At 51.9% G+C, this 20703-nt stretch carries 40 protein-coding genes and 2 pseudogenes; 22 read left to right on the plus strand and 20 right to left on the minus strand.

What is annotated here, in order from left to right; genetic code table 11:
• Window positions 1-50: 50 nt before the first annotated feature.
• The 14 genes and pseudogenes from LZP96_RS09525 to LZP96_RS09590 all read right to left on the minus strand — a co-directional run.
• Window positions 51-323 (minus strand): annotated as a pseudogene (locus LZP96_RS09525) (DUF550 domain-containing protein); the annotation flags it as partial.
• A 136-nt stretch (window positions 324-459) separates the two neighbouring features.
• Window positions 460-729: a hypothetical protein gene (locus LZP96_RS09530; RefSeq protein WP_045341760.1), complete on the minus strand. Its 270-nt coding sequence runs from the start codon at window positions 727-729 to the stop codon at window positions 460-462.
• Between the two features lie 90 nt (window positions 730-819).
• Window positions 820-1038 carry a TraR/DksA family transcriptional regulator gene (locus LZP96_RS09535; RefSeq protein WP_258925849.1) on the minus strand — a complete coding sequence of 73 codons (219 nt, stop codon included), beginning with the start codon at window positions 1036-1038 and terminating at the stop codon, window positions 820-822.
• A gap of 2 nt (window positions 1039-1040) precedes the next feature.
• Window positions 1041-1406, minus strand: a complete 366-nt coding sequence (locus tag LZP96_RS09540; RefSeq protein ID WP_258925850.1) for an XkdD/Y8K6 family phage-associated protein — start codon at window positions 1404-1406, stop codon at window positions 1041-1043.
• Between the two features lie 91 nt (window positions 1407-1497).
• A complete protein-coding gene (locus tag LZP96_RS09545; protein WP_258925851.1) occupies window positions 1498-1845 on the minus strand; it encodes a hypothetical protein in 348 nt (115 codons plus the stop codon).
• The gene (locus LZP96_RS09550) at window positions 1842-2066 is read right to left on the minus strand and encodes a hypothetical protein (RefSeq protein ID WP_258925852.1); all 225 of its coding nucleotides are present in this window, start codon (window positions 2064-2066) and stop codon (window positions 1842-1844) included. Before LZP96_RS09550 ends, LZP96_RS09545 begins: the two co-directional genes overlap by 4 nt.
• Entirely contained in the window at window positions 2066-2731 is a 666-nt protein-coding gene (locus tag LZP96_RS09555) for an MT-A70 family methyltransferase (RefSeq protein ID WP_258925853.1), read from the minus strand. The genes LZP96_RS09550 and LZP96_RS09555 overlap by 1 nt, the downstream gene beginning before the upstream one ends.
• 4 nt (window positions 2732-2735) lie before the next feature.
• Entirely contained in the window at window positions 2736-3488 is a 753-nt protein-coding gene (locus LZP96_RS09560) for a hypothetical protein (protein WP_045418776.1), read from the minus strand.
• Window positions 3485-3637 carry a DUF1317 family protein gene (locus tag LZP96_RS09565; protein WP_258925854.1) on the minus strand — a complete coding sequence of 51 codons (153 nt, stop codon included), beginning with the start codon at window positions 3635-3637 and terminating at the stop codon, window positions 3485-3487. The genes LZP96_RS09560 and LZP96_RS09565 overlap by 4 nt, the downstream gene beginning before the upstream one ends.
• Window positions 3638-3648: 11 nt before the next feature.
• Window positions 3649-4359, minus strand: coding sequence for a hypothetical protein (locus tag LZP96_RS09570; protein WP_258925855.1), 711 nt, complete (start codon window positions 4357-4359; stop codon window positions 3649-3651).
• Between the two features lie 11 nt (window positions 4360-4370).
• Entirely contained in the window at window positions 4371-5036 is a 666-nt protein-coding gene (locus LZP96_RS09575; protein ID WP_258925856.1) for an ATP-binding protein, read from the minus strand.
• 3 nt (window positions 5037-5039) lie between these two features.
• Window positions 5040-5696: an exodeoxyribonuclease X gene (exoX, locus tag LZP96_RS09580; protein ID WP_258925857.1), complete on the minus strand. Its 657-nt coding sequence runs from the start codon at window positions 5694-5696 to the stop codon at window positions 5040-5042.
• Window positions 5680-5835: a hypothetical protein gene (locus LZP96_RS09585; protein ID WP_258925860.1), complete on the minus strand. Its 156-nt coding sequence runs from the start codon at window positions 5833-5835 to the stop codon at window positions 5680-5682. The genes exoX and LZP96_RS09585 overlap by 17 nt, the downstream gene beginning before the upstream one ends.
• On the minus strand, window positions 5829-6224 hold the full coding sequence (locus LZP96_RS09590) for a hypothetical protein (RefSeq protein ID WP_258925861.1): 396 nt from the start codon (window positions 6222-6224) through the stop codon (window positions 5829-5831). Before LZP96_RS09590 ends, LZP96_RS09585 begins: the two co-directional genes overlap by 7 nt.
• A gap of 133 nt (window positions 6225-6357) precedes the next feature.
• On the opposite strand from LZP96_RS09590, the gene LZP96_RS09595 reads away from it, so the two are divergent.
• The gene (locus tag LZP96_RS09595) at window positions 6358-6672 is read left to right on the plus strand and encodes a hypothetical protein (RefSeq protein WP_258925862.1); all 315 of its coding nucleotides are present in this window, start codon (window positions 6358-6360) and stop codon (window positions 6670-6672) included.
• 4 nt (window positions 6673-6676) lie between these two features.
• Here the strand turns inward: LZP96_RS09595 and LZP96_RS09600 are convergent, their stop codons facing one another.
• From LZP96_RS09600 to LZP96_RS09625, 6 genes are all read right to left on the minus strand, one after another.
• Window positions 6677-6880: a cell division inhibitor protein gene (locus LZP96_RS09600; protein ID WP_258925864.1), complete on the minus strand. Its 204-nt coding sequence runs from the start codon at window positions 6878-6880 to the stop codon at window positions 6677-6679.
• Entirely contained in the window at window positions 6877-7035 is a 159-nt protein-coding gene (locus LZP96_RS09605) for a hypothetical protein (protein WP_258925865.1), read from the minus strand. The genes LZP96_RS09600 and LZP96_RS09605 overlap by 4 nt, the downstream gene beginning before the upstream one ends.
• On the minus strand, window positions 7032-7388 hold the full coding sequence (locus LZP96_RS09610; RefSeq protein WP_258925866.1) for a hypothetical protein: 357 nt from the start codon (window positions 7386-7388) through the stop codon (window positions 7032-7034). Before LZP96_RS09610 ends, LZP96_RS09605 begins: the two co-directional genes overlap by 4 nt.
• A 35-nt stretch (window positions 7389-7423) precedes the next feature.
• A complete protein-coding gene (locus tag LZP96_RS09615; RefSeq protein ID WP_258925867.1) occupies window positions 7424-7987 on the minus strand; it encodes an HNH endonuclease signature motif containing protein in 564 nt (187 codons plus the stop codon).
• A gap of 885 nt (window positions 7988-8872) precedes the next feature.
• Window positions 8873-9358: a lipoprotein gene (locus tag LZP96_RS09620; protein WP_258925868.1), complete on the minus strand. Its 486-nt coding sequence runs from the start codon at window positions 9356-9358 to the stop codon at window positions 8873-8875.
• Window positions 9359-9394: 36 nt separating this feature from the next.
• The gene (locus tag LZP96_RS09625) at window positions 9395-10099 is read right to left on the minus strand and encodes an XRE family transcriptional regulator (RefSeq protein WP_258926029.1); all 705 of its coding nucleotides are present in this window, start codon (window positions 10097-10099) and stop codon (window positions 9395-9397) included.
• A gap of 111 nt (window positions 10100-10210) precedes the next feature.
• On the opposite strand from LZP96_RS09625, the gene LZP96_RS09630 reads away from it, so the two are divergent.
• The 21 genes and pseudogenes from LZP96_RS09630 (at window position 10211) to LZP96_RS09730 (ending at window position 20682) form a co-directional block, all read left to right on the plus strand.
• On the plus strand, window positions 10211-10438 hold the full coding sequence (locus tag LZP96_RS09630; RefSeq protein WP_025913385.1) for a helix-turn-helix domain-containing protein: 228 nt from the start codon (window positions 10211-10213) through the stop codon (window positions 10436-10438).
• A 30-nt stretch (window positions 10439-10468) separates the two neighbouring features.
• Window positions 10469-11014 (plus strand): toxin YdaT family protein, encoded by a 546-nt coding sequence (locus LZP96_RS09635; protein WP_258925869.1) that lies wholly within the window; start codon window positions 10469-10471, stop codon window positions 11012-11014.
• Window positions 11015-11099: 85 nt separating this feature from the next.
• The gene (locus LZP96_RS09640; protein ID WP_213788681.1) at window positions 11100-11969 is read left to right on the plus strand and encodes a replication protein; all 870 of its coding nucleotides are present in this window, start codon (window positions 11100-11102) and stop codon (window positions 11967-11969) included.
• A 2-nt stretch (window positions 11970-11971) separates the two neighbouring features.
• A complete protein-coding gene (locus LZP96_RS09645; protein ID WP_258925870.1) occupies window positions 11972-12826 on the plus strand; it encodes an ATP-binding protein in 855 nt (284 codons plus the stop codon).
• Window positions 12823-13167 carry a winged helix-turn-helix transcriptional regulator gene (locus LZP96_RS09650; protein WP_258925871.1) on the plus strand — a complete coding sequence of 115 codons (345 nt, stop codon included), beginning with the start codon at window positions 12823-12825 and terminating at the stop codon, window positions 13165-13167. Before LZP96_RS09645 ends, LZP96_RS09650 begins: the two co-directional genes overlap by 4 nt.
• Window positions 13164-13781, plus strand: a complete 618-nt coding sequence (locus LZP96_RS09655) for a hypothetical protein (RefSeq protein WP_258925872.1) — start codon at window positions 13164-13166, stop codon at window positions 13779-13781. Before LZP96_RS09650 ends, LZP96_RS09655 begins: the two co-directional genes overlap by 4 nt.
• Window positions 13778-14119, plus strand: a pseudogene (locus LZP96_RS24135) (ead/Ea22-like family protein); the annotation flags it as partial. The gene LZP96_RS09655 and the pseudogene LZP96_RS24135, both read left to right, overlap by 4 nt.
• A 245-nt stretch (window positions 14120-14364) precedes the next feature.
• Window positions 14365-14787, plus strand: a complete 423-nt coding sequence (locus LZP96_RS09665) for an HNH endonuclease (protein ID WP_258925874.1) — start codon at window positions 14365-14367, stop codon at window positions 14785-14787.
• Window positions 14784-15491 (plus strand): hypothetical protein, encoded by a 708-nt coding sequence (locus LZP96_RS09670; protein ID WP_258925875.1) that lies wholly within the window; start codon window positions 14784-14786, stop codon window positions 15489-15491. Before LZP96_RS09665 ends, LZP96_RS09670 begins: the two co-directional genes overlap by 4 nt.
• Before the next feature lie 113 nt (window positions 15492-15604).
• Window positions 15605-15886: an Ea8.5 family phage-derived protein gene (locus LZP96_RS09675; protein ID WP_258925876.1), complete on the plus strand. Its 282-nt coding sequence runs from the start codon at window positions 15605-15607 to the stop codon at window positions 15884-15886.
• A gap of 210 nt (window positions 15887-16096) precedes the next feature.
• Window positions 16097-16552, plus strand: a complete 456-nt coding sequence (locus LZP96_RS09680) for a YbcN family protein (protein WP_258925877.1) — start codon at window positions 16097-16099, stop codon at window positions 16550-16552.
• Window positions 16552-16722: a NinE family protein gene (locus LZP96_RS09685; protein ID WP_258925878.1), complete on the plus strand. Its 171-nt coding sequence runs from the start codon at window positions 16552-16554 to the stop codon at window positions 16720-16722. The genes LZP96_RS09680 and LZP96_RS09685 overlap by 1 nt, the downstream gene beginning before the upstream one ends.
• The gene (locus LZP96_RS09690) at window positions 16715-17005 is read left to right on the plus strand and encodes a DUF1364 domain-containing protein (RefSeq protein ID WP_258925879.1); all 291 of its coding nucleotides are present in this window, start codon (window positions 16715-16717) and stop codon (window positions 17003-17005) included. The genes LZP96_RS09685 and LZP96_RS09690 overlap by 8 nt, the downstream gene beginning before the upstream one ends.
• Window positions 17002-17364 (plus strand): crossover junction endodeoxyribonuclease RusA, encoded by a 363-nt coding sequence (gene rusA / locus LZP96_RS09695; protein WP_258925881.1) that lies wholly within the window; start codon window positions 17002-17004, stop codon window positions 17362-17364. Before LZP96_RS09690 ends, rusA begins: the two co-directional genes overlap by 4 nt.
• Complete coding sequence (locus LZP96_RS09700) at window positions 17361-17477, plus strand: PPVAKH motif-containing phage-derived small protein (RefSeq protein ID WP_258925882.1); 117 nt, start codon at window positions 17361-17363, stop codon at window positions 17475-17477. The genes rusA and LZP96_RS09700 overlap by 4 nt, the downstream gene beginning before the upstream one ends.
• Window positions 17474-18163: a bacteriophage antitermination protein Q gene (locus LZP96_RS09705; RefSeq protein WP_258925883.1), complete on the plus strand. Its 690-nt coding sequence runs from the start codon at window positions 17474-17476 to the stop codon at window positions 18161-18163. The genes LZP96_RS09700 and LZP96_RS09705 overlap by 4 nt, the downstream gene beginning before the upstream one ends.
• A gap of 277 nt (window positions 18164-18440) precedes the next feature.
• Window positions 18441-18842 (plus strand): putative holin, encoded by a 402-nt coding sequence (locus LZP96_RS09710; protein WP_258925884.1) that lies wholly within the window; start codon window positions 18441-18443, stop codon window positions 18840-18842.
• Window positions 18839-19114: a phage holin family protein gene (locus LZP96_RS09715; protein WP_129541394.1), complete on the plus strand. Its 276-nt coding sequence runs from the start codon at window positions 18839-18841 to the stop codon at window positions 19112-19114. The genes LZP96_RS09710 and LZP96_RS09715 overlap by 4 nt, the downstream gene beginning before the upstream one ends.
• A 3-nt stretch (window positions 19115-19117) precedes the next feature.
• The gene (locus tag LZP96_RS09720) at window positions 19118-19594 is read left to right on the plus strand and encodes a glycoside hydrolase family 24 protein (RefSeq protein ID WP_258925885.1); all 477 of its coding nucleotides are present in this window, start codon (window positions 19118-19120) and stop codon (window positions 19592-19594) included.
• The gene (locus LZP96_RS09725; protein ID WP_258925886.1) at window positions 19591-20061 is read left to right on the plus strand and encodes a lysis protein; all 471 of its coding nucleotides are present in this window, start codon (window positions 19591-19593) and stop codon (window positions 20059-20061) included. The genes LZP96_RS09720 and LZP96_RS09725 overlap by 4 nt, the downstream gene beginning before the upstream one ends.
• A gap of 111 nt (window positions 20062-20172) precedes the next feature.
• The gene (locus LZP96_RS09730) at window positions 20173-20682 is read left to right on the plus strand and encodes a hypothetical protein (RefSeq protein WP_258925887.1); all 510 of its coding nucleotides are present in this window, start codon (window positions 20173-20175) and stop codon (window positions 20680-20682) included.
• Window positions 20683-20703: the final 21 nt, after the last annotated feature.

Here is a 20703-nt window from a genome sequence, read left to right on the forward strand (position 1 = left end):
GCTTTCGCACCCAATAGCCAGCTCATAACTGGCTATCAGTTGCGTCATGGCTTGATGTGAAGGCGCGGCTCACCGTCTTTCGGTTCAGGCCAGTGGCGGGTCATGTTCACCTTTAGCTTTTCTTCCAGCGCTGCGGTGATTTGCTCATCGGTGATACCGGCGCGCCGCTGCGCGTCCCATAGCAGGAACTGCATATCAGCCCATTCACTGAGGTCGCCAGGATCGGCCGCAGCTTCCAGCGCCTCTTTTGAAAGGTGTTTAAGCGGTCCGACGGGGCCGACATTGCCAAAGGTTTTTTCAGACCATTCAGCGTGGCGCCGCCGGATCAGATTTCTGGTGAACTGCGATTTCTTCGATTCGTAAGGTTTCACGCTCCCTCCTCATGCTGCACGCTGGGCGCAGCGAGTTTTATCCAATAAAAAACCCCGCCAGGGAGAGGTTCGTTTCAGTACACTGTTTTCAGTTTAGCGGGGTAGGGTTGTACTTAAATATCGCATCTACTATCGTTTTATCTGAAGGTTCTTCACCATGCACTCCAATCAAAAAACCTCCTTTTTCTGGATAAACAGTGCTAACCCGGAATGAAACCTGCTCTGCACTATAACTAACTATATTAGTGCCTGTGGGCGATGATACTGGTTTGCTGTTGAAGTAGTAGGATTCTTTCCCGGGTTCAACCTGTTTCTTTGTGCCTTCATGTCCAGCACCAAAAAGCATAATATCTTTCATCTTATGATCTCCTGAATACAGACTAACAAATATTAGGCTGACACCGTTAAGGACGTAAATACTGCTGTTTAAAAAGGGAGTGAGGGTAATTTACAGCCCCCTCTGCTTATTCCTCAATTCGATGACGCTTTGGCACTCCGCGCACGTCTGGCAGCCGGGAACGGCAGCGCGCCGCAGCTCGGGAATTGGTTCGTCGCATTCTTCACAACGCTCAGCCGATACGGCGTTTCTATTCCTGCGGTGAGCGGAAAGGGCAGCGTTACGCTGAAGCTCTTCAATCTCTGTTGCGGTATCGATGATGTCAGCCATGGTTAATGCTCCCCCAGAGCCTTGCTGATGGCTGCGCGAGATTTTTCAAACGCGGGCGTTAGCTCATCAACCTTGCTTTGTTCCGCCAAGTCGTGAAAGTTCAATATGTCGCCCATCTCGTTCATGGCGTTAAGTGCCAGTTGCAGAGCCTCGAGCAAATCAGGCGCTGCTGCTATCAGGTGCGCATTCGCGATTGTTTTATCGAAAGATGTCTGTTCGTATTTTCCGATGCTTGCTGGTGTACTTTGGAGGTAAGCGATTTCGTGCAGCGATTCTGATGAATTAATTTCTATGCAAGCCACATTGTCGTCACTTGCGCTACCGTGAGAAAAGCTCCATTTTCCCAGAGTACCCTTAAATTCATTCATGATTATTGCTCCCGGAACTGTCGGTTAATTCTGTTGAAGGTGAACGCCAGCAATAAAAAAGGAGCCTTAAGCTCCCGGGTGATTAGTGCCTTCATGCGGCGCGCTCCGTGTTGTGTTTGAATGCCCACTTTCGGAAAGCTTTCTTCAGGTCGCCTTTTGTGTAACGCATGCCGCGGCGCGGATTGTGCCGGGAGTTACGCGCACGCTTTTCAATCGCCCCACTGAACAGGCAACCGGTAGCGTCATCCATATTCATGAAGATACTTACGATATTCTTCAGCCCATACTGAACGAGCACGACAGGCTTGATTTTCTCGGGGTGTTTCCACGCTTTTTTGTCACTGAACATCGCCATGCGCATATAAGTGCGAAAGTCATTCGATTTATCGCCGGCTTTCATTTTGCGAAGATATACCGCGCCTTTTCTGTATTTGCTCATTGTTCTGCTCCAAACCGCCCGTTAAGGCGTCCTGCGAATGAGACGAACTCCAGGAGGCTAACTCCCAGAGGCTCAATTTTCTTGTGATGCTTGTTGATGATCGGAGGCACCGTTTCGTTCCAGTTAGGCTTTGGCTTCTTGCGCATGGCCTGCTGGATTTCCTTGGTGCAGCGGCGGCAGGCAGCGCGGATGGCGTTGTCTGTTTCAGGCGTCGTATGCATCAAGCTGCCCTCCATCCGTCTTTGAAGATGGGCTGGATATTGGCTGGGTAAAGCTCTACATTCGGTGATTCAGCCTGATTCCCCCAGTGATGCCAGCCCGGCGCCGCGCTGCGGCTAAAAAGTTCAATGCGTGGCACATCGCCATAAAGCAATTCCAGCCGGTGGCGCACTTCCCACGGCTTTTCGCTGTGCGCGCCGAGCGGGCTGTAGACCACCTGCTTAATCCCGGCATGCTTTCGCTCCAGCCCGGCGCCGCGGGTAGCAATCAGTAAGTCTTCGGTGTTGGCCCGAGTGTGGTTGCCACCGTTCATGCGCGTCTCGGCGTTAAGCAGATCGAGGAAGTCGTAAAAGTCGGTGACTACACCCTCGGCCAGCGCCTTGTTGATGCGAAGTTCCGCGTTCTGGTTAAACTTCACCCAGGTAAATCCTTTCATCGTTCGAACGGTAAAGCCCCAGGCCTCGGCCAGTTCGATAGCCTCCTGGTTATGCGTGCCGGTGTACCACATCGCCAGCACCGCGTTTTCTGCCGCCAGTTCCCACACCGGCAGGCGCTTGATGTCGATTAGCTTCATTGTGGTGTAGTGATCGGCAGCGGCCCCGTTGCTAATGGTGTTACCGTAAGACCAGGGAGGATCAGCATAGATAAGTGAGTATTTTCCGGTCATGGAATTACACCTCGAAAGCAAGTTGTGGCGTGAACCGATCGCGTTCTGCGTCGTAATTCAGCGAACTTGCAGAGTTAAAGGCTTCAATGCGTTCTACAAGCACCGCAGCGCGTGTTTCTTTGCTTGCCGGCGCGTAGGCTGATTTATCCCACGCCTTGTCGATTCCGATATTGCGCGCCACATTAGTACTGTCTGCTGACGACAGCGGAATGTGGCGGAAGATATCGGCGTTCAGCATGCGCAGGCCGTGAAGCTTTGTTATCGGATAACCGTTTATGTCGACAACGTGACGGATGAGATCGCGTAACTTTGCCCGACATGATCGCGGGCGCTTCGCGTCGTATTCACCCATGCTGCCGATACATACGCGCGGAAATTCTCGACACAGGCGGAAGAAACGTTCATCGGGCTCGTTCATGTGCCACACAGGCGCGCCGACTACTTTGCCGTGCGGCCACTCGGCGATTAACGCGTCGTTCTCTTCACTGGTCCCGCCGATCACGTCAGGGATAACAGCAAAAGCAAAGCGAGGGTGATTCATCCAGCGACCTACAAACGCGTAGTAGTCATTCCAGTTAACAACGCGCTTTTTCGTCCAGAAGCTGAATGCGCCGTTATCCAGCGCGAAAGACTGGGTGACTTCGCTGGCAAGGGCTAATTGGCCGGGGTTAGCGAAGGAGATGAAAGCATGCCTGCCTTTCCATGCCTTCAGCGCGCATGTATCCGGCGTGATGGGTCCACCATGGAAATGTATCAAGCTGCCTCCTGCCTTTCCCGATATTCCTCAGCGAGCCGCTGCGCCTTTAATGGATTGTTGACCACTTCACCCCATGGCATTAGCCAGCCGTTACCAATGAAGGGAAGGCACAGTGTGCCAACCCTGATGTCGTCGTGAGAGTGGGTCATAACGAGGTGTCCTAGAACGGGATGTCATCGTCGAACTGCGGGTTTTGATTGCTTTGCGCAAGCTGGCGATTAGCCTGCTGCAGGCGAGAGTCAGGGACCGCGTTAGGGTCATGCTGATTGTTGCCCCAGCCGCTATTGTTATTCGAAGATGCACCCCAACCGCTGCGTGAAGAATCGTGAGGCTTGCGGTCATCTTTATCTTTCATGTTGCGCTCAAGCGTGGCGATCGCTTCGGCTGGCGTTTTATCGGTGAATTCTTTGTAGGTGAGGCGCGAGCCAGGCTGGAATACGTGGCGCACTTCAAATTTGTAGCTGTCACTGCCATCCTGCTTGGTAGTGAGGAGCTTTTGCAGGAACAAGCCGACACGCTTACCCTCCAGTGCCGGAAGGCACCATTCAGGCCCGTTTTGCCCCTGACGCTGTTGCGCCTGAGCGTCTTTAACCTGCGCGACCCACATAATCGCAGCAATCAGGCCCATACCGAACGTCTGGCTTCCGTCGCGACCGAGGAAATTGATGCGCAGGAAGTTCGCTTTCTGGCCGTCAGCGTCAAGCGAAAGAACAAGCGCCTGCGACTGTGAACCATCCTTGCCGAACTCATACACAGCAGAGGTGATGATGCCCTCGTATGCGCCGGTTTCAGAAATGCCAGCGGAAGATCCTGCTTTCAGTGCTGCTTCTGCCGACTGCTGGTTCCAGGTAAAGCTGATTGGTTGGTTCATCGTTATCTCTCTTATAAATCAGTGAATTCAGAAATTGCGTTGTCGAACGCGGCCAGGTCGTTGTCCATGTCAGTCACTTCTGGACCGAACAGGTCAGGAGGGCATTTCACGGTGTCGTTGTCGTCGCCCTTCAACAGGAAAAGGTGACTGCCGTCGCGCTTGATGATGCGCAGAACGATAGGGAAGTAGCCTTCGGGTGTAAGCTTTTCGTTGAGCATCTTGCCGACGGTCTTCATTCTGATTTTTCCTTCACTCTCTTCTGTGTGAGCGAAGAAGTAGACGCGGAAGTCGTCCGGAAGTTGGGTTGCTGCTTCGATAATGCGCCAGGCGTGCTCCGCCATTTCGGTGAATTTGGTGTAGCCAGTTTCGTAGGCCCGGTCCATGTTCTCGTGCTGCATCACTGCCTGGAAATCATCGATAATCAGCATCTTTCGGCTGCTTTGCGCTGCGTTACGAATAACGTCAAGAAGATGCCGGCCATTGCGGATATCAACCACGTTACCGCGCTGTACCGAGTTATCCGGCAGACGTTTACCGTGGAGTTTCCAGCCAGTGTTGCGAAACGGGAGAGCCTTACGAATACAGCGTGCCAGAATGGCATTTTCCGGGTTAACGTTGCGGAGGCTGTACGTCTTGCCATACCCGGAATCGGCAAGGATGAGAGTCATCACCGCCATAAATCACCCCTTAAGCCAGTGTTTAATGGTAAAGAGAATGTCTTCATCGTCGCTGTTGCTGGACAGCCAGCGGAGATAGCCCGCGTCGACCTTCGCAATCTCCTCGAACGTCAGCCCTTTATGCTTACCGAAACGGATCGCTTTTATCAGTGACGGGTTGTTTGAAATTGCGCGCATTTCGCCCATCGTCCACTTCGCCAGGCGGCCCATATACAAAAGCAGTTCCGCGGTGACGTAGCAGTCATAGAGCGCGCGGTGCGCATACAGACCTTCAGGCAATTCAGGTTTCAGGCCCAGGCTGTAACGCAGGTACTGGTTGCTGTGGCTTGGGTGATCGGGGAGAAGGGCGCGCGCCAGCTTTGCCGTACAAATCCAGGGACCGTCAATTTGTGGAAGCTTCGACTTATCGAATTTCGCGTTGTGTGCAACGTAAGCCTGCGCGCCGAGGTAGCGACCGATAACCTCGCCAATCAGCGGGGCATCAGCAACCATATCTTCGGTGATGTGATGGATAGCCATTGCCTCAAAGCTGATTGCCTCAGTTGGCTTAACAAAGTCGCTCATAGGGTTGCAGATAATACCGTCGACAATATCCACGCTGGCAATTTCCAGCACGCTGCCTTCCAGGCTGGTCGTTTCTGTATCAATGACTCGCAACATGCTTCATCTCCGTAATGTGGTCGTTAACTGCGTCAAATTCAGCGAGCTGGTGGGCCAGAGATTCGAGGTCTGCCGGCTGCAGGTCATACAGCAGGCAGAGAAGGGCAACCATCAGCAATCCGTACTGCTGAGTTACCATTTCGTTCTCCGTGAATTTTTGGCGCGTGAGGGGTTCTGACTGAAGTGTTTCTCTGCACATTTTTTATCGGTGCAGAAGTGTTCTTGTTTCGACGACATGTAGGTCGAAACGGTCTGCACGTTGCAATCGCTCTTGTGTCGACGCGCGCCGCACCAGGCGCACATCACCGAGTTGAGATGCTCGGTGGCCGAGTCGAGAAAGATGCTTTCGGAAAAACTACCCGGCACACCGCGCGAATCGACATATTCGATCATGCTTTCGGTGCGCCCGGCGCTGTTAGTGAATGACCCGCGCCCGGTAAGCTTGATGACCTGTCCACCAAGTTTGAGACGGGATCCTTCTGGCAAACTTGCCAGGCGTTCAGAGGTCAATCGCTCATAAGGTTGCATAGAGACTCCTTAAAAAGTGCGTACGAAGCCCGGCCGCTTAAAGCCAGCCTGGACACTTAATTGAGAAAACTTGATTAATCAGCAAGCCAGCGCAGAATGTCATTAGCGCAGCGGCAACAATTAAGGTGACAAAATGCTGATTAATAAAAAATTGCCTACTCCGATGTACCCAACCGATGAGATGGGTAGAAGGTCGAAGAGGAATCACTGGTTTGTGAGAGAAAAGGGGAGTGATCAACCAAACGATCAGTCATGGTATGACTGGTGGAAGTCTCGTTCTCTCGGCCTGGGCAAGAATGGGCATATTGCATGGCGTTCGACGTGCATCGCTAAAAACGCTCCAGACCCGTATAACCCACCCGAATCATTTGATGTCGACTTCCAGGCACCGGATGGAAAGCTGTATCACCTGGAATTTAAGCTCGCGCCTCACGGCCCGAATAAGTGATTCGCTAATTGCTCAGGCCATTACCGCGACCGTCGAGATAGACCTCCACGATCAACTCTTTGGTGAAGGTCCGCTCACAGCCGCGGTGAAGGTAAAGCTTGCCGCGCTTGTGGGCTGATGCTGTCCACATACCATCTTTGTGCTTTACAAGCATGCCTGGCTGAACGGCGCCGCGGTTAACTTCAACATACCCATAGTGATGAATCATTGCTTACCCTCCACCTGTACCAGTAAGTCAGCAACGTGCATCTGCCATCGGTTCAGCGTGAGCTTGTCGCGCGGGTTCGATACCGACGTCAGCTGCCACTCGTTATCGTTGAGCTTTTTGGTGGTGTACTGCTTGCCGTTGTGGGTGACTGTCATAATGCCTCCCGGGCGAGGAGCATTGCGTCGGCCATTTGATAAGCTTCATTAGCCAAGTCCTTTCGGTCATATAAAGCGCCAGATTTGGCAGCAACTCCTTGCATATAAGCAGTTGCGAAGTAGTCGCGTATCGTCATTTCATCTGTAGTGACTGAAACCTCTTCCGGATATGGCTTGTCATCAAAGCGGTAAAGCAGGTCGTAATCGCCAGCATCGTCAAAGCTGGTGACTTCGTACGCCCAGCGGTGACCGGCCCATTCAAATGACTGGCCCCTTTTATCGCCCCAAAATCGGCTTTTAAGGTAGGCGCCATATTCAGGAGAGCTAGCGTAAACTTTCATGGTGTATTTCATAATCATCTCCGCGCTTAAGGCCGCGCCGCCGGTGGTTAGTTGTTTCGATACTTGGCGACTGCCGCTTGATAAGCAGCGCTCGCTTCAGATTCTGTCGCGTAATAGCCGAGGGAAACGTTGCGTCCATCAACCCATATCTTTGCCGACCATGGTTTGGGGCGGCTAACCTTCAACTTGCTCGTGCCTTTGGCGTGAGTTCTCTGCTTTTTGAAGGTACGGTGTTCGTCTGTTTTGATTGGCGGCAGCGGCTTTCCGTCGAATCTTTCCGAGTTCAGAAAGTTATCTCGACGCGTGACCACCCGGAGATTTTCAAGCCTGTTATCAGATCGGTTACGGTTTATATGGTCAATTACGAGTCCGTCAGGAATAGGACCGTTGTGCATCTCCCATATAATTCTGTGGGCCTTTATTTTTCGCTTGAGGAAAACAATCTCAACAGCGATATATCCATCGGCTCTCGTGGTTCCCGCTTCCTTGCCTGCGTATCGCTTATTCCACGATCTGATTTTTGCTGCTGAGTCATCTATGTCAGCTGGTCTTTGCTTCCATCGCAGCAGGCCGAGCTTTGGATCGTAAGTAAAGTAGTTTGACCAATTCATTTTCTCTCCCGGTCTTTCCCGAATGTCAGAACTAAAGACTTCTGCGCAATCGCACATTCAAACAATTTTGACGGTGGATGGCCGCCGGTTGTCATAACTAAGCCGCCTCGGTGAAGCGACTGAGGTATGAAAAAAGCCGCTGGTTAGGCGGCTGATTCGAATTTGCCACACTCTCGCAGTGGCCGCGCTCATGCCCTTGAGTCGTATGCCGCCCCATGGCCGCCCATAACCAGTTCAGGCTTGGCTTTCCTGATGCCTCCCCGGCGCCACTTGTATTCATTAACCCTAACCAGATGCGAAGCTGGCTCACGACTAGAGACTCGGGCGCAGGTTATGCCCCTGCGATTGCCGCCACTTGGCTGCTGCGGTCTATCCGCTTTACTGCTACATAGCCCACCCCACTTGTTGATGTATGTTTAAAAAATCTTTGCGCTTCGCACCTCTCATCCCGCCAGTGTTGCCCGTTCCCACGCCTTTATCGCTCTCGCGAGGGGGTAGCCTTCTCACCGACCGGATCGCCGCCGGTGATACGCAGCATTTGTGCGTTGGGGTCTAAACAGGATTACTGAGTGCTGTTCCGACTTTGCATGTTGTTAAAAAGCAGGCGACTTGCTGTCCGCCGCTGGCTAACTTCGCTCAGCTGTCGATGTCGTTTCGATGAATTGATAATAGCGATGAGTATTGTTTATAGCAATACGTATTGATATTAATTAATAGCAATTAGTATTAATGCGTTGATAGCTAAAGGAATTTAATTTGATATTTTTTCGTGTGAATGAGATTCGGAGCGTGTTTTCTCTGGGGTGAGGGTTGCTGTGATGGGCGGGCTAGCTGCAGGCAATAAAAAACCCAGCACTATGGCTGGGTTCTTCAGGGCAGTGAAGGTTACCGGGTAACCATCACTGTATTGTTTTGACCTGCTTTTACTGACGCGGCGGACATCAGCGCGCCGCCTTCAGTCACCAGCCCGTACGTGGATGGGCGCATCCAAGTAACGGTGGTCTGAACGTAATATTCGCCAGGGGCAATGTTATCGAACTCAAACTTACCCTGGGCATCAGCAATAGTGACTTTCTCATACTTTGCAGCGCGCATATCTTCTTTGTCGCAACGGGTGAGCCCCATGCATGTAGCGAACTGGAAGTCGGTATAAGAGGTTTTTGGCATCAGGGTAACCTGACTACCGGCTGCTACTTTAACGTCTCCGCCCATTGTTTTTAGGAAGGCCTGTCCAGTCAGCTTTTCTGATCCTTCAAGTTTCACTTTGTCATACTCGGCCTGAGGGAACGCTGGGAGGTTAACTGGTTTAGGTATGGACATACATCCAGATAGAAGTGCAGCTGCTGTCGCTGCAATAAAGTACTTTTTCATAATAATCCTTGCTGTGAAAAGCCGTGAGGCTAAAAGTTAACCGTGTTTTCTGTATGTCTGAGGCATGCTGCCAATCACTTTGCCGAATACGAGGATTCTGTTCATCTCTTCTTTTTCGATCGGCTCCCAGGGGCGATAGGTCTGGTTGTCGGATATTACCAGCAACTTGTCTTTCATCTTCTGCAGGCGTTTGACATGGGATGTTTCGTCATAGATAAAAGCGTATATGCCATCACCGTCGAATTGCTGAACGCTGATATCCACAAACAGCAAGTCTCCTGGCTCAATGGTCCCGGCCATGCTGTCGCCGCGAACATTTATGATTCTTATCTGCTCAGCCTTCCTGCCATTAAACATACGGCGAGCCTCTTCGACTGAATATTCCACGGATCTAAGCACCTCTACAAACTCGCTGTTGATGGCTCCAGGCCCAGCGCTTACGTAGAAGTCTAGCGCCTCAATACGAAAGGTGTCAGTAGGGGCCAGATCTGTTTTTGGCTGCGAAATTGCGGGCATTTGACCATCGCCACGCATTGGGCCAACTCCGGTTGAAAGCCACTCAGTGCGAACGCCAAGCGCGTTTGCGATCTCAACGATTTTAGTTGAACCCCGGGCATTGCCACTGGTCAGCCTCCAGATAGTGGGCTGAGCAACGCCAGATGCCTTAGCCAAAGCACCCTGAGACATGCCAGATAGTTCCATTGCCTGATTCAGGCGTTCTGCAAGAGTTTCTTTTTTCATAAGTTTAAATTTATACGCTTGAGTATTGATGGTCAAAACACGTTTAGCTATTGCCTAAATCAATACGCATTGCTATTATCAATTCACACCAATACTCATAGGAATTGGAACATGACGAACAAAACCATCCAGCGCGCCATTGATATCGCTGGTAGCCAGAAGAAATTAGCCGACCTCTGCGGTGTTGCGCAGCCGACGGTATGGCGCTGGTTGCACGGTGGCGGCATTGATGCCCGCTACGTAATGAAGATTGTTAGTGCAACCAACGGCAAGCTCAAACCAGCAGATATTCGCCCAGATCTCGCCCAGCTGCTTGGGGCGAATAATACAGCCGCCTGACCGGCGGCCTTAGCCACGAAAGGGAAAGCAATGCATTCACTTGCGTACCAACAAAATACCAAATTATCGGTGACGCCGATGATTTACCAGAATCGCCGGGAAGCTGATTCCACGGCCTTAAACATCGATGGGATCCGCGCAGCTGTTCGCGCCTGGGCAGCTGATTGCCGCAGCCGTGAATTTGTCGCAGCGCTGATTGTGGAAGAGTGGCGCGCTACCGGCGGCACCGGGCTTGATATCCCGACTGACTCGCACCGCCAGATGCAGAAGGTGTTTCGCTGGATTGATGGCGATACCGAATACGCCGCCAACAACATTCGCCAACTAGCGCCAGCAATCATGGCCGTTTTGCCGATTGAATACCGCAACCGCCTGGCGACGCAAAACGACACGATGTCGCTGATCGCCTCTGCGATGAAAGAGTGTGCCGAGGCTAAGCAAGCCGTGCTGCTGGACGCTCCGGAGCATCAGAAGCTGAAAGAGGTAAGCGAGGGAATAGCGTCGCTATTCCGCCTCATGCCGGAGCAGGTAGGACCGTTGATGACGATGGTCACGTCGATGCTGGGGGTTATGTGAGAGTCACCAGAAAAGAAAAAGCCCTTGAAGCGGTAACTTCAAAGGCCCTTATCACACTGTGTTACGCCAAGTAACGGGAGTAAGTATGTCAAATACCGCAGAAATTCTCAACTTTCCCGCTGTAGTTTCGGGAATACAGGAGCAACGCGTGGCCGATACAGACGATGGTTATATCCGTCTGGCAAACGAGTTGTATGAGGAGCTTATCGGCGCGAACCTGACTAAAAATCAGGCCAAGGTAGCTCATGCTGTTTGCCGCAAAACCTATGGATTCAACAAGAAGATGGACCGCATTGCAGACTCACAACTTTCTGAGTTGACCAGGCTGCCTCGTCAGAAGGTTAACATCGCCAAAAATGAGCTCATTGCGATGAATGTTTTGATGTCCGACGGCATGCTGATCGGGCCTAACAAAAACCTGAGTGAGTGGGTAATTCCAGGCACCAAACCTGCGCCAAAATGTCACCACGGTAGTGACTGTCACCATGGTGGTGACAGTGTCCCTACGGTAGTGACAAAAAGTGTCACCAAAACAGTGACAGCCTTGTCACCAAAATGGGGACACACAAAAGACACTATTACAAAAGACAATAAAGACAATATTAATAAACCCCCTAAATCCCCCAAATCGACTTCGTTCGATCCGGCTGGTGTTGAGCTTCCTGAATGGCTGTCAGTTTCAGTCTGGAAGTCATGGGTCGATTACCGCCGTGACCTGAAGAAACCGATCAAGTCTCAGCAAACTGTTACCCAGGCAATTAACCTGCTGGAGCGTTGCAAGTGCAGCGGTTACCAGCCTGAAGAAATCATCAACCAGAGCATCGCGAATGGCTGGCAGGGATTGTTTGAGCCGAAGGGCGCCAAGCAAACTGCACGAGTCCAGCATCGTGTAGCTGAGAACTTTGCTGGCAAGGACTATGGCCAGACAGAAATTCCAGCCTGGGCGAGGGACTGATCATGACGCTGGATGAAAAAATCACACAGCTTGAGAAAAACCTCGATGAGCTCAGTAAGCCACCGGTCGAGATTGAGGATACCCATGTTGCTATCGCCATAGAGACCTGTGAAAAGCATGGCCAGTATGAGTGCAGAACCCGGACGTACCCGAATTCGCTCATCAAGATACCGCCTCGTTCAAGCATTTGCCCGGGCTGTCTTACCGACGAGTTGATCCGCCTGCAGGGAGAAAAAATTCGTAACGACGAAGCTGCACGCAAAAGAAATATCGATCTGCTGCTGGACGGCCTGAGCATCCCGGCACGCTTCGAAAACTGCACGCTGCAGAACTATGAGCCAGTCAACGACGACGCAAAACGCGCGCTAAAGGTCTGCCAGGCATACGCCAGCCGTTGGCCTGAGCGCCTGCAGAAAGGCGGTGGCCTGGTGATGTGCGGTAAGCCTGGGACCGGAAAGAATCACCTTGCGCTGGCTATCGCACGACATGCGATCACTGAGCACCAGAGTTCAGCTGTGTTTACCACGGCGCTGAAAATTGCCCGTGAGTACAAGTCTACCTGGTCTAAGGGTTCAAACCGCACTGAAGATGAGGTGATCCGTTATTTCACCAAACCTGACCTGCTGATTATCGACGAGGTTGGCGTCCAGTTTGGTAGTGATGCCGAGAAGCTGATCATGTTCGAAATCATCAACACCCGATATGAGCGCATGAAGCCAACCATCCTGATCAGTAACCAGACCAGGGAAGAGTTGGCAGCATTCATCGGTGAGCGCGTTCTTGACCGAATGAGCGACGGCGGCGGATGCACTCTGTCATTCACATGGGATTCATACCGTTCTAAGGGGGCAGCATGACCATAACAATCCGTGGGCAGGTGCTGGCAGCCCTGCGCAACAACCCGGGCCTGAACAGTGCTCGTATAGCCAACATGATTGGCATGACCACCAAAAAGCTGTCAGGCACCGTCAGCGCACTACTTGCTGATGGACTTATCGCCTGTGAGGGTAAGCACGGCCAGCGCCTTTATCGGCTGACCAGTTACGGAATGCAATACGCGGCCGACACGGTGCCCGCCAGGAGTGCGGACACAACGAAACTGGTGCTGCGCACAGCGTCAAACGTGATCTGCCAGGAGTGCCGCAACAGCAAGGCTATGAAGCGAGTTTTGATGGTTTGGGGGAGGGTAGGGGTATGAAACCGAGTTACGAAGAACTTGAGCAGCAGTTGTCGGCATCCATCGCGGCGGAGAGAGTGTGGGAGACGTCGATGATGCAGGCCTGTGGTGAAGATGGCCCGAAATCAGTGGCAGAAAAGTTCGCCGAACTTGAAGCCAAGTGCGCGGCGCTGGCTGCAGAGAATGCGGGGCTGCTGCCTAAGGCTGCGAGCGAGCTATCAAATGCCTGGGTACTGCATAAATACCTCATCGGCATTCAAGCGGCAATTATGTATCTGGATAACGGCAACCAGAAGGCCGCGCAGGAATGGCTGTACGGAACTATTGCTGGTCCTGGATTTGATTTCCCTGATGGAGTAGACGACATAGACGCATGGGCAACTCATCAGATGCGCGGCAGCGTCAGCCATCATCAAGCGCTTGAAATCATCAAGGCAGAAACCCCAACCACCGACGCTTTTATGGCTGAAGTGCGGGCCAGTGCGGTAGATAGCCTGATAGATATCAAGACTAATCAGTTGGCACGTATGCATCCAGATACTCATGCTTTCGGAGCTACCGCCGATTTTATCCGCAGCCAGATTAACGAGCTGCAATCTTTCGCAACACTGCTTCGAAAAGGAGTGCAGTCATGAGCAACATCGACAAACGCGCATTACTTGATAGCGCAGAAAGCACTATCGGCATTCTGGAAAACATTGCCGGGTTTGAACCTTCAGATATCGACGGTGACACTGTAGAGCTTCGCTTTGAAACTGAAGACGGTTTCGATACAGGTTGTGACGTGAGCATTGTTGACCAGTGCCAGAAATCTGCCGATGTAATTCGTGTGCTGCTGGATGAGCTGGAAGCCAAAGACAAGCAGATTGTCGATCTTGAAGCAACAGAGGCGCACTCCAATGCTGGATGGAAGGAGGCGCATGAACAGGAAGCCCGCGCTGAGGCGGCAGAGAAGCGGATTGCTGAGCTGGAAATGTTTATCAATCAGAGTTGTTACGTTTTCGACGGTCGCGACGTAGATATTTCTGACGCATATATCGACGCGGCAACATCCGATCTTATGCCGAAAATTATCAACTCAGACGAAGATGAGTCATGCCGTTACTGTTCTGATGGCTCTTATTCTGGGCTTCCGGGGGGCGCTTGCGAGCACTGCATGGGGACAGGGTTAGATAACCCAGCCGCTGGCATCAAATTGCAGATCGAGGGGGAGTAAGTATGGCACTGACGAAAAAACAGCGCGCAGATCTGCGCATGAAGTTCGGTGGTCGCTGTGCTTATTGTGGATGCGAGCTTCCCGAAAAGGGCTGGCATGCTGACCACGTTGAGGCGGTGCTGCGTAAATCAGAGCAGTGTATGAAGGCCGCTGCGAAAGGCATCTTCAAACTGAAGGCGACGGGTGAATTTTACAGGCCAGAGGCTGAGAGGCTGGAAAACCTATTCCCAGCCTGTGCACCCTGCAACCTGCTGAAAACGTCCTATTCGCTGGAAATGTTCAGAAAACAGGTATCTCTTCAGGTCGAGCGCGGACGCAAGAGCAGCATGAACTTCCGCACGGCAGAACGTTTCGGCCTTATCGAGGCAGTGGAGAAACCAGTAGTGTTCTGGTTCGAACTGTATCAGGAAGGAGCGACAGCATGAGCACTATTACCAGAGAATTCAGCAAAGAGCAGTTAATCGCCCGTATCAACCGGGTAACGGCAATCAAAAAATACCGCATCAGTAGGGACCCTGACGCTGATGGATTGGCGATGGATAACGAGCTGCTTGCTATCGCGCTGGCATCGCTCGAAGCTGAGCCTGTTGCTGATGTTGTTGCGTGGAGTCATCCATCAGAGGAGCGCACCTGTGATATTCGCTGGCGTCGTTTTGATGTTGCGCCGGGCTTGCCTTACACCGCCCCGCTAGCGCCGGTGGTGCCTGACTTGAAAGAGCTTGAAGCGATTCTCGACTGGATTTTGTTGCTTCCATGCCCAACACCAAAGGCTACTCATATGGCCAAGCGGCTGGCAGTAGTGATAGACGCCAACCGCGCCGCCATGCTTCAGGCTGCCGAACCTGTAACGACGGCTTACAAGTTGCCCATGCAGCCGTTAGTAATCGACTCTCATGGCACGCTGCGCTTCAAAGAAAACCCGATCGTCAGGACTTTGCTTGATTACGCCACAGAGCATGGTTACGGACTCAATGAGATAGCGCGAGAGGAGTTCGACGCTGAAGACCAGATGCAGCTGGCCCAGCTCATAGGCTACAGCTTGTCAGGGTATGGAACACTATCTTATGTGACAGATGAATCATACGATCGCGCCGCCTCAGCAGCACCGCAGCAGGAGGAGTTACTGTAGAGTATTAGCTCAGTAATATGTTGATATATATACATAATTTACATTATCAGCACTTTAATTATTCTTTTTTGGTGGTACATTCATAGCTCTGAACAAAACCAACAGGGGGCGTTATGAGTATTGCTGATTTGGCTATGGATCAAGAAAGTTGGGCAATGATGGTGCTGGTCAGATGTGGGGCGTTAACGGAATGCGATAGGCATGAAGGCGTTTACGTTGACGAGGGCATTGAGCAATCTGAAATCTATAAGTATGCGGCTATAGAGTATAAAAAAAGCAATGACTTGCATCCATTTGAAAGTTTTAGAGACATGACGGATACCGTCAAAATGAAGTACGAAGAGCATGGTGGCAACGATATATGCTCGCTTTGCTTTAAGCACATAGACGACTAACCAAGTGGCCTCTTCGGAGGCCTTTTTCTCGCGTTGATTTTCCATAATCAACCAGCCATAATTACTTCACCAGAGCCTGAACAACTCCGGTGACTTCTGCGCATTTAAGGGGACTTAAATGCGACCACAATCTGAACTCCTCACCTTGTCACAGATGCAGAAATGCACCTGCGATTTTTTGCATTCTGCGTTACCTGTCGGAGGTGGCGCATGAATATCCCGCAAAGCGGCATAAAGCTGCACTCCGGTAACTTCGATGCTATCGGAAAGATTCTCCGTGAGCACCTCGCAACAGGTCAATCACTTCGCCTGCAGGTGAAAGAGTGGTGCGAGAAACGTAGCCTTTCCCAGAACGCGCTCAGTCACATGTGGTACACGGAAATTAGCGACTATCTCATCGCCCGCGGTAAGACCTTCGCTACACCTGAGTGGGTCAAAGATGCGATGAAGCACACCTATCTCGGCTACGAAAGCAAAGACCGGGTAGACGTCGTGTCCGGAGAGGTAACCACGGTTCAATCACTCCGCCATACGTCAGAACTGGAAACCGGCGAGATGTACATTTTCCTGTGCAAAGTCGAAGCCTGGGCGATGAATATCGGCTGCCACCTGACCATTCCGCAGAGCTGCGAGTACCAGCAGCTGCGCGATAAGCAGGAGGCCTGATGTCTACTCCACTATCCCGCGTCATCACGAACGAAATCTTCCGCGTACCGGAGCGCCGCAAGCGTAAGCCAGCGGTTAAGCCGTCCGACATCCCGACACTTAAAGACTACACCGCCCGCCTTGTGGATCAGAAATGGCTGCGACTGGCGGCACGGAGGACTCATGGCTGACTTACGTAAAGCGGCACGCGGACGTGAATGCCAAGTCCGGATACCAGGTGTGTGCAATGGCAATCCTGAAACCTCAGTGCTGGCACATATACGCCTGGCGGGCCTGTGCGGTACCGAAATTAAGCCGCCTGACCTGATCGCCGCCATCGCATGCAGCAGCTGCCACGACGAGATTGATCGCCGAACTCACCTGGTAGATGCGGAATATGCAAAGGAATGCGCTCTTGAAGGTATGGCCCGCACCCAGGTTATCTGGCTGAAAGAAGGGAAGGTGAAAGCGTGAATACATATCAAATTAGTCTGGCGTGGCCGCCTAGCAATAACCGCTACTACCGGCATAACCGCGGACGGACCCATATCAGCACAGAGGGAAAAGCTTACCGTGATCTGGTAGCGGAAGTTATCAAGAAGGAAATGCTCGATATAGGCGTTACCAGCCCGCTTAAGGTTCGCATTGAATGCTATATGCCTGACCGCCGCCGTCGTGACCTGGATAATCTGCAAAAGGCGGCATTCGACGCACTGACTAAAGCCGGCTTTTGGGCTGATGACGTCCAGGTTGTTGATTATCGCGTTGTGAAGATGCCGATCGTAAAAGGTGGCCTCCTTGAACTAACCATCACCGAACTGGAGGCCGAATGAACCACGTCGACTTCCTCAGGTATCAAGCCGAAAGCGTTAAACGCGCCAGCATGCCGCCAGTAGCAAAGCACAGCCAGGACAAAACCAACCAGCCACATAAGGAAGCCGCATGAACAGTCAGCAACTGGAATACGTACGTCAGCAGCTCATTGTGGCGACCGCAGATCTGAGCGGGGCAACGAAAGGGCAGCTGGTAGCTTTCGCCGAGAACGCGCAATTCACCGCGACGGCACGCAGTCGGGGGCGGAAGAAAATCACCGATCCGGTCACCGGCCGGAAAGTTAACCCTGACGGACCGGCTATGAGTGGCAGCCAGTCCCGCGCCAAAGGCTCATCCATCGCGCTGGTCAGCCCGGTAGAGTTTGGCACAGCATCATGGCGCCGCGCTGTCCTGTCTCTGGAAGACCATCAAAAAGCATGGCTGCTCTGGAACTACAGCGAGAATATCCGCTTCGAGTACCAGGTTGCGATCACCCAGTGGGCATGGGCAGAGTTCACGGAGCAGCTCGGCGCGAAAAAGGTGGCCGGCAAGACAATGGAGCGCCTGAAGAAGCTTATTTGGCTGGCGGCGCAGGACGTCAAAGCGGAACTGACGGGGCGTGAGACGTACGAATACCAGGCGCTGGCGGAGCTGGCGGGCGTGGCGAAATCCACCTGGACAGAAACGTATCTGCCTCACTGGCTAGCAATGCGGTGCAGTTTTAAGTGTCTCGATAGTGGTGCGCTTATATCGGTTACGCGATCACGTTCACAACAAAAGGCTACAAATTTGGATGCAAGTCTTGCAAAACCGAACTGAAACGCATATATTTCATGTAAATCTGATATCGTCGCCATAGCTTCGCAGGTCGACAAAGAATTAAGAGCCTCGCCATCGTGCGGGGCTTTTTTATTTGCGGCGCGCCGCATGTAGAACCCACTACCTGGGATCCTTAGGCCGAAGAGCCGAAATTGCCACACCCTCACATTCCCGGCTTGTCGCCGGGTTTTTTATTTTCAGGCCCCGGGAACCATCATCGACACGCCTACTTGTTAAATCGTCCCGAGGGCTTGAACCAACTACACGCGGAATAAATATGTCTGAGACCTTCACTATCGTAGGCGTTGGTCTTACATCGTCATCAGTCGGTGTAACCTTTGCCACGCTGTTTCCGGAGGCGACTCCAGCAGTGATGCTCGGGTCACTTGCAGGAACGGCGTTATACGTTCTGACCTCAGATCCCCATCAACTCTGGAAGCAGGCTATCTTTGCGCTGATATCGTTTATCAGTGGCGTGTTCTTTTCTGCGCCCATGGCGAAAATCATGGCCGGAATCATCAACACGCCTTTAAGCCTGATGAAACCACCGGCCAGCATTGAGGTATCGCCAGCTGTTGGCGCAATTGTCACTGCTTCCATTTCCGTGGCAGTCCTGCTGCGTATTCTCCGCAAATCCAAAAGCGGGAAGATGCCGGGGCTGGGGGAGCAAGATAAATGACATGGCAACTTCTTCTCATGGATGCAAACGCCTTAGTTTGCCTGTTAATCATGGTCAGGCTGATGTTTTTCCGGAAAGAGGGAAAGCGTCATCGCCTGAGTGTCGCGGTGCTGGCCTATCTGGTCATCCTTGCCGCCGGATTCAACGCCTTCAACATTCTGCTCGGCCACTACGTGCAGGTTAATCTCGGCGATCTTCTCCTGAACTCCGTCATCTGCATGGCGGTGTGGCTGGCGCGCGGGAACCTGGCGAAGGTCGTTATCACGGAGTAAATCATGCAAGCAATCAACGCACAGCGGAAAGCCTTTCTGGATATGCTCGCATGGTCAGAGGGAACCGATAAGTCAGGTCAGCCAACTAAGAACCATGGCTATGACGTGATTGTGGGCGGCTCGCTCTTCACTAGTTACGCAGATCACCCTCGCAAGCTGATCACCCTTAACCCCAGACTGAAATCTACGGCTGCCGGCCGCTACCAGCTGCTTTCTCGCTACTGGGATGCTTACCGGTCACAGCTTGGTCTGAAGGACTTCTCCCCGGCCAGCCAGGATGCGGTGGCATTGCAGCAGATTAAAGAGCGACGCGCGCTGGACTTGATCGACAACGGTAACATCCGCCAGGCCATTGACCGCTGTAGCAACATTTGGGCATCACTGCCCGGGGCAGGTTACGGCCAACACGAGCACAAGATTGAAAACCTCCTGAAGAAATTCAAAGAGGCAGGGGGTTTTGTGGCAGAGCCAAAATCATGATCGCCGCCATTATCAGGAAGCTATGGCTGCCGATTGTAGGGATAGTGCTGCTGGGTTCATTGGTATGGGCGGTTAATCACTACCGCGACAACGCCATCACCTTCAAAGACCAGCGCGACAAGGCAACTGAGAATCTCAGCCTTGCGAACAATACCATCGATGACATGAAGGTGCGCCAGCGTGATGTGGCCGCACTGGATGCCAAGTACACAGGAGAACTGGCTGATGCGAAAGAAACCATTGAGCGTCTGCATAGCGATGTCATTGCTGGCCGTAAGCGGCTGCAGCTCAACGCAAACTGTCCCGCGAACGGAACGACCGGCACCGGCGGCATGGGCGATGCTACCAGCCCCCGACTTACTGACACCGCTGAACGAAATTATTTCACCCTCAGAGAGCGAATCGTCACAGTGACGAAGCAGGTTGGCTATCTGCAGGACTTCATCAAAGAGCAGTGCCTCAGATAAGCGAAGATTGAAAGGTTTTAAAAACAAGAAAAGGGAAAATCTCTGTAAACAAACCATTTAGTTTGGCGATAATGTTTTCTCTTACTCTTTTTTGAATGGCAAAATGAAAACATGGATATTGACCCAATTTCAGCAGGTTCAATGGTAGCTGCATTCGAATCTGCAAGATGGGCGTTTTGGTCTGTCGTAGTTTCAACTGGCGCTGCATTCATCAGTTTAATAACCGCTGTAGTAGCATTCTTCGCTTTGCGTACATGGAGGGATGAGGCTATTGAAACAGCGAAACGAGAATGGAAAAAATCGATAATTAATCTCAACATGAGGTTGAGCTCTGCTTTCGGAACCGTAACCCCTCAGAGGTCAGCTTCTTATGATACATATCACAGAGAAGACCTCCGCGCTCTCATTGATGCGTCTGTTGCTTGCTGGTCGTCACTTCTTGTGACTTTGGAGCAGAATCATAGGTTAAGGAAAAATATTTTAGAAAAATATGCCAGAGCCTACTTGGAATTAATTAAGATGTTCGATAATTACGAAGAAGGGAAAGCAACAAGAGATGAAATTCAAATGAAAATTCAGGAGTTGTATGTTTTTCCACCTGAGTTATACGATTATTTTTAACCGCCTCGTGGCGGTTTTTTT

Source organism: Huaxiibacter chinensis (assembly GCF_022171985.1).
In the GTDB taxonomy this organism is placed as follows: Bacteria; Pseudomonadota; Gammaproteobacteria; order Enterobacterales; family Enterobacteriaceae; genus Enterobacter; species Enterobacter chinensis_A.